Origin of the sequence: Pseudoalteromonas sp. NZS37 (assembly GCF_015864265.1) — a bacterium.
Lineage (GTDB): Bacteria > Pseudomonadota > Gammaproteobacteria > Enterobacterales > Alteromonadaceae > Pseudoalteromonas > Pseudoalteromonas arctica.
Window position 1 is genome coordinate 55515 of record NZ_JADYXL010000001.1, and the last position, 15767, is coordinate 71281.

15 protein-coding genes are annotated in these 15767 nt (G+C 38.3%); 6 read left to right on the forward strand and 9 right to left on the reverse strand.

The window, feature by feature from the left end; all coding sequences use genetic code 11:
- Positions 1-273: 273 nt before the first annotated feature.
- Entirely contained in the window at positions 274-498 is a 225-nt protein-coding gene (locus I6F47_RS00260; protein ID WP_101216204.1) for a DUF3820 family protein, read from the forward strand.
- Between the two features lie 88 nt (positions 499-586).
- Here the strand turns inward: I6F47_RS00260 and I6F47_RS00265 are convergent, their stop codons facing one another.
- The 6 genes from I6F47_RS00265 to ilvY form a co-directional block, all read right to left on the reverse strand.
- The gene (locus tag I6F47_RS00265) at positions 587-1834 is read right to left on the reverse strand and encodes an ATP-binding protein (RefSeq protein WP_165721597.1); all 1248 of its coding nucleotides are present in this window, start codon (positions 1832-1834) and stop codon (positions 587-589) included.
- 25 nt (positions 1835-1859) lie between these two features.
- On the reverse strand, positions 1860-2552 hold the full coding sequence (locus I6F47_RS00270) for a response regulator (protein WP_007584133.1): 693 nt from the start codon (positions 2550-2552) through the stop codon (positions 1860-1862).
- Between the two features lie 14 nt (positions 2553-2566).
- Positions 2567-2947 carry a DUF3019 domain-containing protein gene (locus tag I6F47_RS00275; RefSeq protein ID WP_007584132.1) on the reverse strand — a complete coding sequence of 127 codons (381 nt, stop codon included), beginning with the start codon at positions 2945-2947 and terminating at the stop codon, positions 2567-2569.
- Between the two features lies 1 nt (position 2948).
- Entirely contained in the window at positions 2949-3761 is an 813-nt protein-coding gene (locus I6F47_RS00280; protein WP_024608151.1) for a MipA/OmpV family protein, read from the reverse strand.
- Positions 3762-4208: 447 nt separating this feature from the next.
- Positions 4209-5255: a GGDEF domain-containing protein gene (locus I6F47_RS00285; protein ID WP_180961421.1), complete on the reverse strand. Its 1047-nt coding sequence runs from the start codon at positions 5253-5255 to the stop codon at positions 4209-4211.
- Positions 5256-5371: 116 nt separating this feature from the next.
- On the reverse strand, positions 5372-6277 hold the full coding sequence (gene ilvY, locus I6F47_RS00290; protein WP_007584128.1) for an HTH-type transcriptional activator IlvY: 906 nt from the start codon (positions 6275-6277) through the stop codon (positions 5372-5374).
- A gap of 138 nt (positions 6278-6415) precedes the next feature.
- On the opposite strand from ilvY, the gene ilvC reads away from it, so the two are divergent.
- Positions 6416-7888: a ketol-acid reductoisomerase gene (gene ilvC, locus I6F47_RS00295; RefSeq protein ID WP_024589917.1), complete on the forward strand. Its 1473-nt coding sequence runs from the start codon at positions 6416-6418 to the stop codon at positions 7886-7888.
- Between the two features lie 192 nt (positions 7889-8080).
- Positions 8081-10000 (forward strand): methyl-accepting chemotaxis protein, encoded by a 1920-nt coding sequence (locus I6F47_RS00300; protein ID WP_024589916.1) that lies wholly within the window; start codon positions 8081-8083, stop codon positions 9998-10000.
- A gap of 88 nt (positions 10001-10088) precedes the next feature.
- Here I6F47_RS00300 and I6F47_RS00305 read toward each other — a convergent pair whose 3' ends face one another.
- Entirely contained in the window at positions 10089-10418 is a 330-nt protein-coding gene (locus I6F47_RS00305; RefSeq protein WP_007584123.1) for a GIY-YIG nuclease family protein, read from the reverse strand.
- 107 nt (positions 10419-10525) lie between these two features.
- On the opposite strand from I6F47_RS00305, the gene I6F47_RS00310 reads away from it, so the two are divergent.
- A complete protein-coding gene (locus I6F47_RS00310; RefSeq protein WP_004335706.1) occupies positions 10526-10885 on the forward strand; it encodes an outer membrane protein assembly factor BamE in 360 nt (119 codons plus the stop codon).
- A gap of 133 nt (positions 10886-11018) precedes the next feature.
- Here I6F47_RS00310 and I6F47_RS00315 read toward each other — a convergent pair whose 3' ends face one another.
- Together I6F47_RS00315 and I6F47_RS00320 are read right to left on the reverse strand one after the other, a co-directional pair.
- Entirely contained in the window at positions 11019-11342 is a 324-nt protein-coding gene (locus tag I6F47_RS00315) for an RnfH family protein (RefSeq protein ID WP_007584122.1), read from the reverse strand.
- Entirely contained in the window at positions 11339-11779 is a 441-nt protein-coding gene (locus I6F47_RS00320) for a type II toxin-antitoxin system RatA family toxin (RefSeq protein ID WP_007584120.1), read from the reverse strand. The genes I6F47_RS00315 and I6F47_RS00320 overlap by 4 nt, the downstream gene beginning before the upstream one ends.
- Positions 11780-11926: 147 nt before the next feature.
- Here I6F47_RS00320 and smpB point away from each other — a divergent pair, with 147 nt between their 5' ends.
- Entirely contained in the window at positions 11927-12406 is a 480-nt protein-coding gene (gene smpB / locus I6F47_RS00325) for an SsrA-binding protein SmpB (RefSeq protein WP_024599180.1), read from the forward strand.
- A gap of 746 nt (positions 12407-13152) precedes the next feature.
- On the forward strand, positions 13153-15744 hold the full coding sequence (locus tag I6F47_RS00330; protein ID WP_024608153.1) for a TonB-dependent receptor: 2592 nt from the start codon (positions 13153-13155) through the stop codon (positions 15742-15744).
- The last annotated feature ends 23 nt before the right edge of the window (positions 15745-15767 follow it).

Genomic DNA, 15767 nt, shown 5'->3' on the forward strand with positions numbered 1-15767 from the left:
TTCTATTTACATTCCTTTACAAGCCAATTCACCACAACAATGAAAAACAGGTAGACTAACTGTGTTGGTTAAATAAGAACCCATGTTCTAATAATAACTTAATTAGATCCCAGCTAATTAAAGTTCAACTAGGTTTATATCAATCAACATAAAATTATTAAATCAGAGGGCCTACTCCCTCGCAAAATAGGCTGTTTCTTGCCCGTCACAGCCTATTTTATATCTCTAAAATCCCTTACACTTACGCATACTTTAAATACATAAGTAGTTTTTATGGATCCAAAACAACTAAAAATAGCGATAAATACTACAATGCCGTTTGGAAAATATGCAGGACGGCCATTGTTGTTACTCCCAGAGCCTTATTTAGTCTGGTTTAATCAGCAAGGGTTTCCTGACTCAAAACTAGGTAGTCAACTTGCGATGATGTATGAGGTAAAACTAAATGGCCTTGAGCAAATGTTAATGCCATTACTTGAAAAAAATAAAAATAGTTGAGAACTTTTTTAAGCACCTGCGGTCTATTATATTGCTACTTGTTGATTTTGGTTTTTAACCGCAAAAAAAGCGCCTTTAGGCGCTTTTTTTATGTCTTAAATTTGAGGGGTAAATATACAATAAATTTAGCACCACCTAAGCTTGAGCTTTCTGCTTTACACTCTCCTTGGTGCCACGACACAATTTTAGCAACTATAGCGAGTCCTAAACCAAAACCACCGGTATCCTTGCCTCTACTTTTATCTAGTCGAGTAAAAGGTTTAAATACATTTTCTCGCTCAGCGGGAGCTATCCCCTCCCCATCATCTTCAACAATCAATACGATGTATTTTGTCTCTTGTAGCAATGTAATTTTGACTTGTTTATGGGTATATTTGAGCGCATTGCCAATTAAATTTTGAAATACTCGCGCCATAAAGTGACTATCACAGTAATAATTTAAATGCTCAGGGAGGTTTACGGAGAGCGTTGTTCGGGCTTCAAAGTTTAGCTTTTCAACAGTTGTTTTTACCAGCCCAGCTAAGTCACAGTTTATTGGCTGTAAACTAGGTTGTTGAGAGTCTAATCGCGCGTATTCGAGCATTTCAGAAACTAGTGACTCAAGCTCGCTAATGTCTGTTTGCATGTTTATTAAGTATTTCTCACCTTTTTCGTCAAGCATTTGTTCTTGCAGCATTACAATTGCAAACTTTAAACGTGCTAGTGGTGTTCTAAACTCATGCGACACCGATGAGGTAAGTTCTTGCTGCGCACTAAGTAAAAACTCAATACGTTGCTGCATTACCTTTAATGTATCAGTAATAGGTAAAAAGAAAGACTTAGAAGAGTCATTTAGTTGAAAGTCTTGCAAACCCTCTACCGCTTCACACGCTTTACGTAGCTTTGCAAAGTCGCGCCATAGTAAAAAGCTCCACAGCCCAACAGGTATACCTACAATAATAAGTAGTAATAAATACGGCCAAACAGAAGATGATTCCTGCGTTAATACACCTACCGGTCCTACTTGAAGTAATGAATCATTACCGAGATCTACATACCAAACAATGCGTTGTTGCTTATCGTATAAGTATAAGTAGTGGTTTTGGTTGAGCTGCGATTGTTGTTTTTGAGGGAGTATTAAATCACGTCGTTCAATCACTTTACTTTCAAAGTTGTGCTTTAATTTTTTAAGACCATTTGGAGTTTGTGAGAGCAACCAGAGTGATTGCCCAAACTCATCATCTAAGAAGACCTGTTGTTGCGACTCTTCGTAAGGCCACAATTGCTCTATAACACCGCTTACTACAAACAAAGAAACGATGATATATAAATATAAGCTGGTAAACAGTTTTCCCATTAAAGCCGACTAACCTTAAATAGTTCTAAAGATCCCATGCATCAGAAACAAATAAGTAGCCTTGTCCCCATACAGTTTTTATACGATACGGCTTATCGCTGTTGTCGCCTAATTTTTTACGAATTCGTGATACGCGTACATCCACAGTTCTATCAAGTCCATCGTATTGGCGACCAATCATATGCTGGTGCACATGTTCTCGACTTAGTACTTCACCCGCATTTGACGCTAATAGCCATAGTAACTCAAACTCGTGCGAAGTTAATACAATCTCCGAATCACTTAGTTTTACAATACGACTTGTTTTATCAATGACTAAATCACCAAACTGGAGCTCTTCGCTTGATTTTACCATGGGTTGTCCACGACGCAGTAATGCATTAATTCGCGCTAGTAATACACGTGGCTCTGCTGGTTTTATTACATAATCATCAGCGCCAAGCTCTAAGCCAAGTACTTGGTCGAAATCTTCACCTTTAGCAGTCAACATTAAAATTGGTAGAGTAAATTTATCTCTTACTTGGCGGCAAACGCTAAAGCCATCTTTACCTGGCAGCATAACGTCTAAAATCATTAAATCGGGTGTATTGTTTTCTAAGTAATTAAACACTTCGTCACCACGGTCTAATACTTCGACTTCAAGGCCATTATGTTCAAGGTAATCTTTTGTTAGTTGTTGTAAACCGAGATCATCTTCAACAAGTAAAATTTTTGGCATTAGTTGCTCCTAAATTAAAAAAAGCTCCACGGAGAGCGAAGCCTACGCCTATTTTTTTTAGCATGGGCGCTTTGTACTTCAACCTGTGTTTTTGCTATTAACACACCCGTATGAGGATTGATTAAGGAGTATATGGTCTCCACCTGAACACGCGCTTTATAATTAAATTGCCCAGAAAGTTGTTGCTCCCAGCATTGAAGCCGTTGCTCTTGCTGATACAAACAGACATCACTGTAGGTGTTTAATTGCCATTTAAATTGTAAATCAAGATCGCAAAAACCCTGCTGTTCAGAGACAACGCAGACTTTTGGAGAAACGCTAAAAAAAGGGGTTTGTGCCACACTAAAACCACTAAAAAAAGTGGTAATAAAGACAACTAATATTAAATACTTCATATTAAAAAGTACGATCGAATCCTATAAATGCAGTCATTGAATAAGTACGTTCGAAGAGCGGACTGCCATCCATAGCCGAATAGTCGTAATATGCTACATGAAAACGAAGAGAGTCAGCCTTACTCAGAGGCCAACGGGCATCGATTTTAGCATAAGGTTGCCAACTACTACCAACGTCTATTTTGCCAAATTGAGTTTCACCCTCATTAAGTCCATAAAAATAGCTATTTAGTTCCGCAGATTTATAGTTTATTCCAAGTGTTGGCTTTATTTTGAGCTTTCCTATCACAGTATGATACTGCCACTGTAATGCTGCGCGTACACCTCGATAAACATCGGTTATATCATGCAGAGCCTGAACCGAAAAAACATGGTCTTCATTTACATAGTGATATGCAATACCCGCATCCAGTGCAATTTGCCGTTTATGTAAATTATCAATATCAACATAGCGAGAGGACGAGGCTTCATCTTGCATTACGAACTGATTGTTGAGAGCACTGCTTTGTAGTGTAAATACATTTTTAGGGTGCCAGTCTATAAAAAAGCGAGACTCAGAGTTGAGTTCACCAACTAGATTAAAGTGATGCTTAGGGGTTTGCAAAAATGAATAACCAAGACGGCCATTATCAAAAAACCATTGCTCTGCATAAAACGCAACTTGAGGAATAAGCACGAGCGGAATATTATCTCCACCATGCAAAGGGTTGGTTATAACTCCAGCCCCCACGCTTAAACTCAAATGCAGACGATCGGTTGTTATATCTTGCTCTGTATAATCGTCAGCATGCTTGCTTGCCTGTGTTGCTTGCACCGAAAGGCAAATAAACAAAGTGCTAAAACATAGAGCTGTTAATAATGAGAAGGCATACCGCATCAGCGTAAATCAAAGTATCAAAATAAGTGAGTTCCCCATACTAGCAAGGTCTTTTTAAACTAGCTCTAGCTGGTTACAATTATTCACAATTTGTATACAAAAATGTTAACTTTATGCTTTTCGGACTATTTATCTTTCAAGGTAGTTGTGTCTAAGGATTGTACTTTGAGTTGCTTGTGTAGTTTTTGACTAATAGTACTTTAAGATACTTTGAAAATGAGGCACAACGTAGCAAATGCAATTATTCAAATAAAAAATTACTAAGAGCTAACTCGCTACAGCTCTATTGGGTTTTACCTGCTTGTTTACCAAAACTGAAGTTGGATTAAATCGCCCTAAATTGAGCGGCTTTAACCCAAATAAATCAAAAACCTCTGGTACTTATTAAATATCAGGGGCTATTTCTATACGATTTCGTCCATGTGTTTTGGCAATGTATAAGGCTCTATCTGCACGCTCAACTAAAACAGAACTATTTGTAAATGGTCGTAAAATTGCTAAGCCAAAACTTGCTGAAATAGCACGTTTTGCAGTTACATCATGCTTTTTACGAATCGCCAATTTTGCTATTGCTAAACGAATACAATCTGCAAATGCTATTATATCGTTAATAGTGTCAAAGTAGGCTGTTATGCAAAACTCCTCGCCACCATATCTATACACATTTGCAGCTTCAGTTGTATTTTCTCTCACTTTTTTAGCAACTAGCCTAAGCACTTCATCACCCTTTTGATGGCCAAAATCATCGTTAAAGCGCTTAAAATGATCAATATCAAACATAATGAGTACGGCAAGAGAGTCTTCTTGCGCTTGCTCTGAGTATTCGAGGCAAAAGTTTACAATATCAGAATCAAACTTACCTCGATTATAAAAACCCGTAAGCGTGTCGGTATCGGCTGCTTCCTTTGAAATATTGAGTGCTTCTTTTAAATCTTTTATTTCATTGTAGGCAACGGCTAATTTAGTCTGAAACTCCCGAGCATAATCTTGCATTGCAATAGAATCGTCGGTTAAACGCTCAACACAACCTAGTATCTCATTGTAAGAGTTTACATCAACAAGCATATTTAATTCATTTTGTGAGTCAACTAAACTCGTCGTAAAGCTTTTAGAGTGATCAAGCGTTGTGCTTATATCTTGCTGAACTTGCTCCATAGTTGTATGAAATTTTTCAGTCATTTCTTGAAAAAAAACGAGATCGTCTTGCGTTAAATGTTTATCAAAAATTTCTTTTGCTTTGTCTTGTGAACATGTTTGTTGCAGAGCAATAACATGGTCTAACTCAGCATTTAATGAAGGTTTGTTTCCTTGAATATAACAGTACCAAATTGCATAGTTGATGGGTGTAACCGGCATTCGGTATTTTACCATCAAAGGAATCGCCTTTTTTAGGCATTGAGCAGAATGAGCAAGTGATACGGCGTGGTTCATAAATAAACTCTCAAGCGTCATTGTTTTTATTATTAGCGCTCAATGTTAAGTAATAGTAAACTTATACGCAACCTATATTCATACTATTTAACTAACTTGCTTATTCTCTGCGCGCATTAAATCGCTTTTGCATCTAAAGTTTGCGCAATATTCCACAAAGCACTGATTGCAGGGTCATTTAACTCTTTCCTTAATACTGCCAAACCAATATCAAACCCATCAGGCGCTTGCATTTTTGGTGTTAGTATTTGTACTTTATCTTGCAGCGGGCTGTTATCTAGCACTATTTTAGGGACCATTGCGACACCTAATCCTAAGCTCACCATAGATACCATTGCTTCGTGCCCAGCAACTTGTGCGTAAATTTTCCCGTGAATATTATTTTTGCGCCACCAGTGTTCTAACCTTTGGCGAGAAAAACCTTGTTCTGGCACTATAAATTCTAAATCAGACCAATTAATGTCATCACCATTCTGCGTTAGTTTTTGTGTGATCGGGCATTGAATTTTTGGTCCAATTAATAAAAGTGGAGAATGCCCTATATCTACAAAAGCAATTTGCGCCGGTAACTTATTTGGCTTAGCTGCAATAGCCATTAATTCATGCCCATCTAACACACGGTTTATAGCAAGTGCAGGGTCGCCTGTATTTAATGTTATTTCTATATACTGATGCTGCGCACGAAGCTGCTCTAATATTTGATGTAAAAAACTATAAGATGCAGTAACCGAGCAATAGATACTTACTTTGCCGTAAATATGTTGTTGTGGGTCTTTCACATTCGTTTTAAAACGCTGCCAATTAGCAAGCGTTGCTGTGGCGTAATCAATAAACGACTCACCCTCACGCGTTAATTTAACACTGCGGTTATCGCGTACAAATAATGCAACACCTACCTCTTCTTCTAAGTGTTTTATATTGCGGCTCAAAGTGGGTGCGCTTATATGACAAAGCTCGCTTGCGCGTCCAAAATGAAGTGTTTTAGCCAGTGCTAAAAAGTAGTTTAAATGTTTATGATCCATGCCAAACCCAGTATTTCATATTATGAAACATTTTAATTCAAATATATCATTTTACGCAAGCAACGATTTTACATATGGTGTTTGTAAGCGCAACAAACCTTGCGCATCTAACAAACATGACTTTATAGGACACTAACAATGGCGAATTATTTCAATACCTTACCTTTACGCGAACAATTAGCGCAATTAGCGCAATGTGAATTTATGGACGCAGGCGAATTTGCCGATGGCGTTGACGCACTTAAAGGTAAAAAACTAGTTATTGTAGGCTGTGGCGCACAAGGTTTAAACCAAGGCTTAAACTTACGTGACTCTGGTTTAGATGTTTCTTACACATTACGTGCTTCAGCTATTTCTGAGCGTCGCCAATCATTTTTAAATGCGTCTGAAAACGGCTTTACTGTTGGTACTTATGAAGAATTAATTCCTACCGCTGACGTAGTACTTAATTTAACGCCAGATAAACAACATACCGCTGTAGTAAGTGCGATTATGCCACTTATGAAAAAAGACTCTACACTTGCTTACTCTCATGGCTTTAATATTGTTGAAGAAGGCATGCAAGTACGTGAAGACATTACCGTAATCATGGTTGCGCCTAAGTGTCCTGGTTCTGAAGTACGTGAAGAATACAAACGCGGTTTTGGTGTGCCAACTCTGATCGCAGTTCACCCAGAAAATGACCCTCAAGGTCTTGGTTTAGCACAAGCTAAAGCGTATGCAGCGGGTACGGGCGGACATCGCGCAGGTGTACTTAAATCATCATTTATTGCTGAGGTTAAGTCTGACCTAATGGGCGAACAAACCATTTTATGTGGCATGTTACAAACTGGCTCTATTTTATGTTTTGATAAAATGGTAGAAAAAGGCGTTGATGCGGGTTACGCATCAAAACTAATTCAATACGGCTGGGAAGTAATTACCGAAGCACTTAAGTATGGCGGCGTTACTAACATGCTTGACCGCCTTTCAAACCCAGCAAAAGTAAAAGCGTTTGAACTAAGTGAAGAGCTAAAACTAATTATGCGTCCGCTTTATAATAAGCATCAAGATGACATCATCGACGGCACTTTCTCACGCACTATGATGGAAGACTGGAATAACGATGACGTAAACTTACTTAAATGGCGCGCAGAAACAGCAGAAACTAACTTTGAAAAGACCCCTGCTGGCGATGTAGAAATCTCAGAACAAGAATTTTTTGATAACGGTATTTTAATGGTAGCAATGGTTAAGGCAGGTGTTGAACTTGCATTTGAAACCATGACAGCAGCCGGCATTATCGAAGAGTCAGCTTACTACGAGTCATTACACGAAACGCCATTAATCGCCAATACTATTGCGCGTAAAAAGCTTTTTGAAATGAACCGTACTATCTCTGATACTGCAGAATACGGCTGTTATTTATATAACCATGCATGTTTACCATTACTTGCTGATTTTATGAAAAACGTTGATACAGACATTATCGGTAAAGGCCTTGGCGAGCACAGTAACCAAGTTGATAACCAAACATTAATTCAAATTAACGCAGCATTGCGCGAACACCCAGTTGAAAAAGTAGGTGCTAAATTACGTGGCTACATGTCAGCAATGAAAAAGATTGTTTAACCCTAAACAATAAATGTTTCGCTTGTTAGAAACCAAGCCCGTATGCTTTTTGCATGTGGGCTTTTTTATGCCTGTTAATAAAACTTTAACCAATCTGGTATATCTTTGCCTATTCTGCTTAGCCAATATTTAGTTCCAAATAAATAATGTGCTAATATGTTTTTCTATTTAGTTGTAAAATTAATTAATATCATGACGATACAAAATCTTTCGATCACTCAAAAAATCACAGCTTTAGGCAGTGTTATTGCTATATGCGTAGCCGCACTGATTGGTTTGACTTCCCTACACAGCTCAGAGGATATTATTGAGCGACGTATGATTGAGTCAGAGCTCCCTAGTAAACTGCAAACAATCAGCAATCACATAGGCGGTGAAATCAACGAGTTACTCGGTGCTGCTCAGCAACTATCATCAAACGAATTTATTTTACAATGGGCTCAATCAAACAACCAAGACGATACATTACTATTAAAAGAATTAAATCGCGTTGCCCAGCAATACGATTTAGCCACAGCATCTTGGGCAAATAGAGACACTGCACAGTACTGGAACCAGAATGGGTTTTTGCGTGTGTTAAAAAACGATGCAGCCGATGGCTGGTTCTTTGCTTTTAAGCAATCAAAACAACCTTACTCTATCAGTATTTATCAAGAGTCAGCCAATGATGTGAAAATGTTTGTAAATCATCAGCAAGCTAATGGTACTGGTTTAGCAGGTCTTGCAAAAAGCATCACTGATATGCAAAAGTTATTACAGCAATTTAAAATTGAGCAAACAGGCTTTGTATTCATTGCAGATAAAAGTGGATTGATTCAGCTTCATAAAGATGCAAGTAAAGTAGCTAAAGCAAATATTGATGATTTGTATACTGCAAATATCCACAGCCAACTATTTAATAGTAATGGCTTTGCACTAGAAGAAATTAATTTAAATGGCGAACCGACACTTGTAGCTGCTATGCCTATTAAAAACACCGATTTATATGTTGTAGCTCAAGTGCCAAAAAGTGAAGTTTTCGCAAGCGTAAACACCCTCCAATGGCAAATATTTACTTTTACGGTAATTACAGCATTGGTTGCGAGTTTAATCAGTTATTTGCTTGCTCGCTCACTTTCATCTCCACTTTCTAAAATGGCTGAGTTATTTTCACGCCTAGGCTCAGGCGATGCAAATTTAGCGTACCGCTTACCAGAATCGAGCCAACCAGAGCTTAACAATTTAAGTAACGGCTTTAACCAGTTTATAAATAAAATAGAAACAGCGATTACTCAAGTTGCCAGCGAAAGTCACGATATTAGAAAAAGCTCTGATCATGTATTTGAACAAGCAAAACGGAACTCCCAAGCAATAGACAACCAAAAAGAACAAACAATATCTGTCGCAGCAGCAATCAACGAAATGGGCGCTACAGTACAAGAAATAGCGCAAAGCGCAGCAAATACAGCTAAGTTAACCGATAACAGCCGCGAAAACACCATTCAAAGTCACAAACAAGTACTCCAAAGCCAAGCAACTATATCAGCCCTTGCCAGCGATATTGATGGCATAACAGAGCAAGTTACTTTGCTTTCTAAAAAAACGGTTGATATTGCAAGTATTGTTGACTCAATTAGAGGCATATCGGATCAAACTAATCTACTTGCTTTAAATGCTGCAATTGAATCTGCTCGCGCAGGTGAACACGGACGCGGCTTTGCTGTTGTTGCTGATGAAGTACGTGCACTGGCAAACCGTACATCGCAATCAACCACCGAAATTCAATCTATGATTGAAGAGCTTACAAAAATATCTGATGATGTAGTTAATGATATTAGCCAATCGAAAGATAAAGCTCAGCAAAGCGTTGGTGCAATGCAAAGCTCTGTTGAATTACTTGATACGATAACCGAAACAGCAAATCAAATAAACGATATGGCTACGCTTATAGCGACTGCAACTGAGCAGCAAAGTAATGTGGTTGCCGATGTAAGTCGTAATATTGAGCAAATTAGCGAAATTAGCGATAAAGCAATGAGCGAACAAATCAATACAGAGCAAGCGATTCGCGACTTAGCCAACAGTGCACAAACACTTGATGCGCTTGTAGCTACCTTTGAAAAGCATCGCTAAGCGACTCTAATATTACACGCCAGCTATGAGCATAAGCTATATTCGAAGATAGTTTTTGCTCATAACGAATATGCTTAATTTACACAAACTAAGTACTTTTGCTATCGCCAGTATTAAATGCTGAAACGTACGCTTCCTTTTTAGCTCTAGGGAGCTTTTTTAATTGATACTCAAGCTTACTTGCTTCACTTTTATTACCTACTTGTTGTTGATGGATAAGTAAAAGAGGCCCTTTTCCTCTAAGGTTTTTAGCCCCTTTACCAGCTTGATGAGTTGCAAAGCGTTTTTCAACATTAGTCGTGATCCCTGTGTACCAATGACCAAATCGTGTTTCAACTATATATAAAAACCAAGTAGACTCAGTTTTTAAAATATTCGTTTCAATATGCTGTAAACTTTTTTCATTATCAGTGGTCAAAACATTACCTTAACGCCCTTAACATAAAACAATTGCTTAAAAGGGTTTTACCTTCAGTGACTAATCGGTATCATGCAGATTATAAAAAATAAGGATCACAACTAACAATGCAGTCGTTAAAAACTTTTTCTCTTTGGCTTATCGTCGCTTTAACACTTAGCTCAGCAGCAGGTTGCTCTAGCTGGGTATACCGAATTAACATTCCACAAGGCAACTTTTTAGAGCAATCGGATGTTGAAAAACTTCGTGTAAATATGACCCGAGAGCAAGTTGTTTATGTATTAGGTAGACCTATTGCCGAGGACGCCTTTGATAACAATACTTGGCGCTATATTTACAGCTTTAATAAAGGCCGTAAAAACGAACAAAATAAAGAGTTAGTAATTAACTTTGAAAATGAAAAGTTAGTTTCAATCTCAGGTGATTATGACCAACCTGAAAACTTTACTACACCGCTAGAGCAATAAACGCCTCAGGTAGTAAAAAAGGTGAGCATGGCTCACCTTTTTTATTGGTTTACTTAAAAAGCTTTTACCATTTTAAACGACGTTAGCGTGTGATTTAATCTGTTAAATTGTTCGAAGTTTATGCCGATTGGTATTACTTTTCGAGTGGGCGACCACCCGTTATTTTATTTGCACGCCCTTCTTCTTTTGCTTTTTCTGCACGTTTTCTGCGGGCATCTTTAGGATCTGCAATTAATGGACGGTATATTTCTATACGGTCACCGTCTTTTAATTCATAGTTAGCTTTTACAGTTCGATTCCACACACCTAACGTTAGCGATGTGGCATCTATTTCTGGGCACTTTTCTATAATACCTGACTGAATAACAGCTTGCTCGACTGTAGTCCCTTGTGGCACTTCAATTGATAAACACGTGGCCGTGGTCGGTAATGCAAAGACCACTTCAACATTAATCATACTCGCGCTCCATAAACCTGTTTTGCACGTTGAGTAAATGCACTCACCATATTTTTTGCTACATCGTTAAAAATCTTTCCAAAGGCAAGCTCTATTAACTTACTTGAAAATTCAAACTCTAGGTGCAAATGAACCTTACATGCTTTGGCGTCGAGCTCTTGAAAATGCCAGCGCCCTTTTAACGTCTTAAACGGACCATCAACAAGGCGCAGTAACACGGTTTGTTCATCAACAAAGGTGTTTTCGGTGGTAAACCACTTTTTTATACCCGCCTTAGATATTTCTAAACTCGCGGTCATGTTATTATCGTGCTGTGAAACAATTTTTGAGTCTGAGCAATTTGGTAAAAACTGTGAATAAGCTTCTACATCATTAACTAGATCAAACATCTCTTTAGTGCTGTACATAACCAGCGCACTTTTTTCTATTTGTGGCATACTCACTCCCAACTGTGTGGGCGAATTTTAGCAAGCTTTGCGCGTTTCCCCAAATTTTCATGCGGCTTAAATTAAAGCTAAATTTTTAAAAGCATTATTAAAAAAATCGATGTAAAACATCTCACATTACGTATATTATAGGGCACTATGGCTAAGAAAAATTCATCAAAATCGACAAGTAATACCATCGCGCTAAACAAAAAAGCGCGACATGAGTATTTTTTACACGATAAGTTTGAAGCAGGTATTGAACTACAAGGCTGGGAAGTTAAAAGTATCCGAGCTGGTAAAGTAAATATCACAGAAACTTATATTCATCTTAAAAATGGCGAAGCATTTCTACTTGGCAGTCAGATTCAGCCACTTATTAGTGCCTCGACCCATGTAATTTGCGACCCGCTACGTTATCGTAAATTGCTATTAAGCAGACGCGAACTTGACCGTTTATTCGGTGCTACAGAGCGCGATGGCTATTCTTTAATAGCTACAGCGATGTACTGGAAAAACTGCTGGGTAAAACTTGAGTTTCATCTAGCAAAAGGTAAAAAGCTACACGACAAACGCGAAGACGGTAAAGATAAAGACTGGTCGCGTGAAAAAGAACGCTTAATGAAGCATAAAGCATAATTAAAAACGCCTAATTTATTAGGCGTTTTTAATTTCACCTATATAAAAACTCAAATAATACCAGCTCGCTTAATTAAGTAATCTGTTTTGAGATAAGAAAATCGTGTCGATAACAAGACAAAACTTGTTATACCAATCTGCTTATATATGGGGTCTATTTAACGTTAAGAAAATTACGCTAGAACTAGGCAAAAATTTTTATATCTAGTTGTTCTAAATAAAAAATTTTTAACGACGTTATAGTGCAATTTAATTCGTTAAATTGATCAAAGATTTATGCAGGTTGGTATTACTTAGCCATTATCAGCAATTGCTCCTGCATTACCCCACCTCCTGTATCTAGCAGTCGTAAATCAGAAAATTTCAATGCCTTTAGCATCAACTTTAACCCCTCAAATTGATTAAGTATTACTGCGAATTGGTATTACATAATTGAATAAATTAAAAGCAGAAAAACAAACATAAGTTTTAATTTATAGAAATAAATTATTACAAATTATTTCTATCACTAGCTATTCCACACATGGCTTCATCTAGCTATATAACAATTATTAACTCTATGTCCTATTCACGCTTAGTTTCACCTAGAAAACAAAGTATAAATAAGGTCATAAAACCCACAAAAAAGCATTAAAACTAATACTTAAATCACAAATTAAGCTAATTGCTAACACTTAAGTTACATGATATTAATACCCGCGCTTGTTAAGCAAATAATTTTATAATATATCAACAAGGACTTAAGGATGAAGCAATCAACTGCATTTACACCAAGCATTATTGTGGGCGCAACACTCGCATTATCAGCAGGTTTTACAACAACAGCCTACGCAGCAGAAGAAGCTAAAAAAGTAGAGCGAATTCAGGTTACTGGTTCTCGTATTAAGCGAACTGATATTGAAGGACCTTCTCCGGTACAGTCAATCGGTAGAGCTGAAATCGAAAACATGGGTTACGATAATTTACAGCAACTTCTAGAAAGAATGCCTGTAGCAGGTAGCGGTACTTTCTCTACTCGTGGTAACAACCAAGATTCAACAGCTAACGGTTCAGCTGCAGTAAGCTTACGTGGCTTAGGAGCCGATGCAACACTGGTACTAATTAATGGTCGCCGTGTATCAATTAGTGCCTTTGCTGAAGGTATCACCAACTCATTTGTAGATATTAACAGTATTCCTGTTTCTGCTATTGAGCGTATCGACATACTAAAAGATGGCGCTTCAGCTATCTATGGCTCAGATGCAGTAGCGGGTGTAGTTAACGTTATCTTAAAGAAAGATATTGATGGTGTTGAGATTAACCTAGGCTATGGCGGTACGGATGGTCCAAATTATGAAGAAACAACAGCAAGCCTAGTTTGGGGTACAACAAGCGAAAAAAGTAGTGCATCTGTTATTATCGATTACTTTAAAAACACATCTCTTTCTTCTGATGAAATGGGCAGCCTTGGAACTGCAAACCAAGCACCTTATGGTGGTGAAGATTTCCGTTCATCTCGTGGTTTCCCAGGCTACTTTTATGTGGATGGCGTTAAAACAATCGACCCTGCCTGTCCTGCTGAAAATGCAACTTCAAGTGGTAGCTGTTTATTTGATTACGGCCCATATGGATATGTTGCCCCAGCATCTGAGCGTGTAGGCGCTATTTCACAATTTGAATACCGCTTTGATAACGGCATTACTGGCTTTTTAGAAATGGCTGTTCAGCATAACAGCTCTGTCGCTGCAGGTGCACCAACACCACTTGATGAAGATGCAGGCCTTACGGTACCCGCTAATCACCCAAACAATCCATTTGGTGAAGACATTCAAATTGGTCGTTACCGTACAGTAGATGCAGGCGCTCGCCAATGGGACATTGAGTCAGACACCTTACGCTTTGTTGCAGGGTTAAAAGGCGAAATAAACGATTGGAGCTGGGAGACAGCGGTACAAAAAGGTCGCAGTAAATCACTACAAACAGGCGATCGTACACAAGGCTGGGTACGCACCGATTTCTTACAACAAGAAATTGATGCCGGTAACTATAATCCATTCGGTGGCACATATAACGACCCAGCTGTAATTGACAGAATCACAACTAGCTTAGTGCGTCGCGGTGAGTCTCATATGACCTCTTTTGACGCTAACATTACAGGTGAAGCGTTTAGTTTTGGTGGCGAAGCTGTAATGATGGCCGCCGGTATTGAGTACCGTGAAGAAGATGTAAATGATATCCCTGATGATCAATTTCAACGTGGCTTAATATTTGGTACTGAATCAGTATCAGCTTCTGCTGATCGTGAACAATACGCTGCATATGTTGAGTTCTCAATCCCACTTGCTGAAAACCTCGAACTACAATTAGCCGGTCGTTACGATGATTATAGCGACTTTGGTACAACAACAAATCCAAAAATAGCTCTGCGCTGGGCACCGACTGATGAAGTAACGGTTCGTGGTTCTTGGGCGCAAGGCTTTAGAGCGCCTTCGTTAGCGCAAATAGGCTTAGGTCCATCACAAAAAAGCCAATTTTTTGTTGATACACAGCGCTGTGAACAAACAGGATTAGATTGCCAAGCACTTGATTACAACATTGAGTTCTCTGGTAACCCTGATTTACAAGCAGAAGAGTCAGAATCATGGAACGTGGGCGTTATCTGGGCACCAACAGCTGAGTTTGGTTTAAGTGTTGATGTATGGAGCATTACTCAAGATAATAAAATCGATGAAGAAGAATTTGGTCCTATTTATGCTGCAGAATGTGGTAACCAAAATAGTACCGTATGTGTTCGTTTAGCTCCTACAGGCGGAGCAAGCTTAGGCACAATACAAAAAATACACAGCACATTTAAAAACTTATCATCGCAGGAAGTATCTGGTGTTGATGTTTCAGCAAACTATAACCACTCTCTTGATGACTTAGGTTTACTTAAATTTAATTTAGAGTGGGCATATCAAGATAAGTTTGAAAAAGATGGTCGTGATTACACGGGTGAATATGGCTACCCAGAGCATCGCTTTATTTTCTCAACCAACTGGGAAATTGGTGAGTTTAACACCAATGTAAATATCAGTTATGTAGGTGAATTTGAAGATACGCCTGATATCGACTTTGATGGTAATTTAGACTTTGATAGCAATACTTCACGTATGATTGACTCGCAAACGCTTGTTGATTTACAAACGTCGTACCGTATTACTGAGTCAGCTAAAATATCTTTAGGTGTTAATAACTTATTTGATGAAGAGCCACCATTTGCAATTGGTGATGGCGATGGCGATTTATACGGTTATGCATCAGCTGTGCATAACCCTCGTGGCCGCTACTTGTACACTAAAGTAAGCTTTTCTTTCTAAATAAAAGACACAAAAAAACCGCC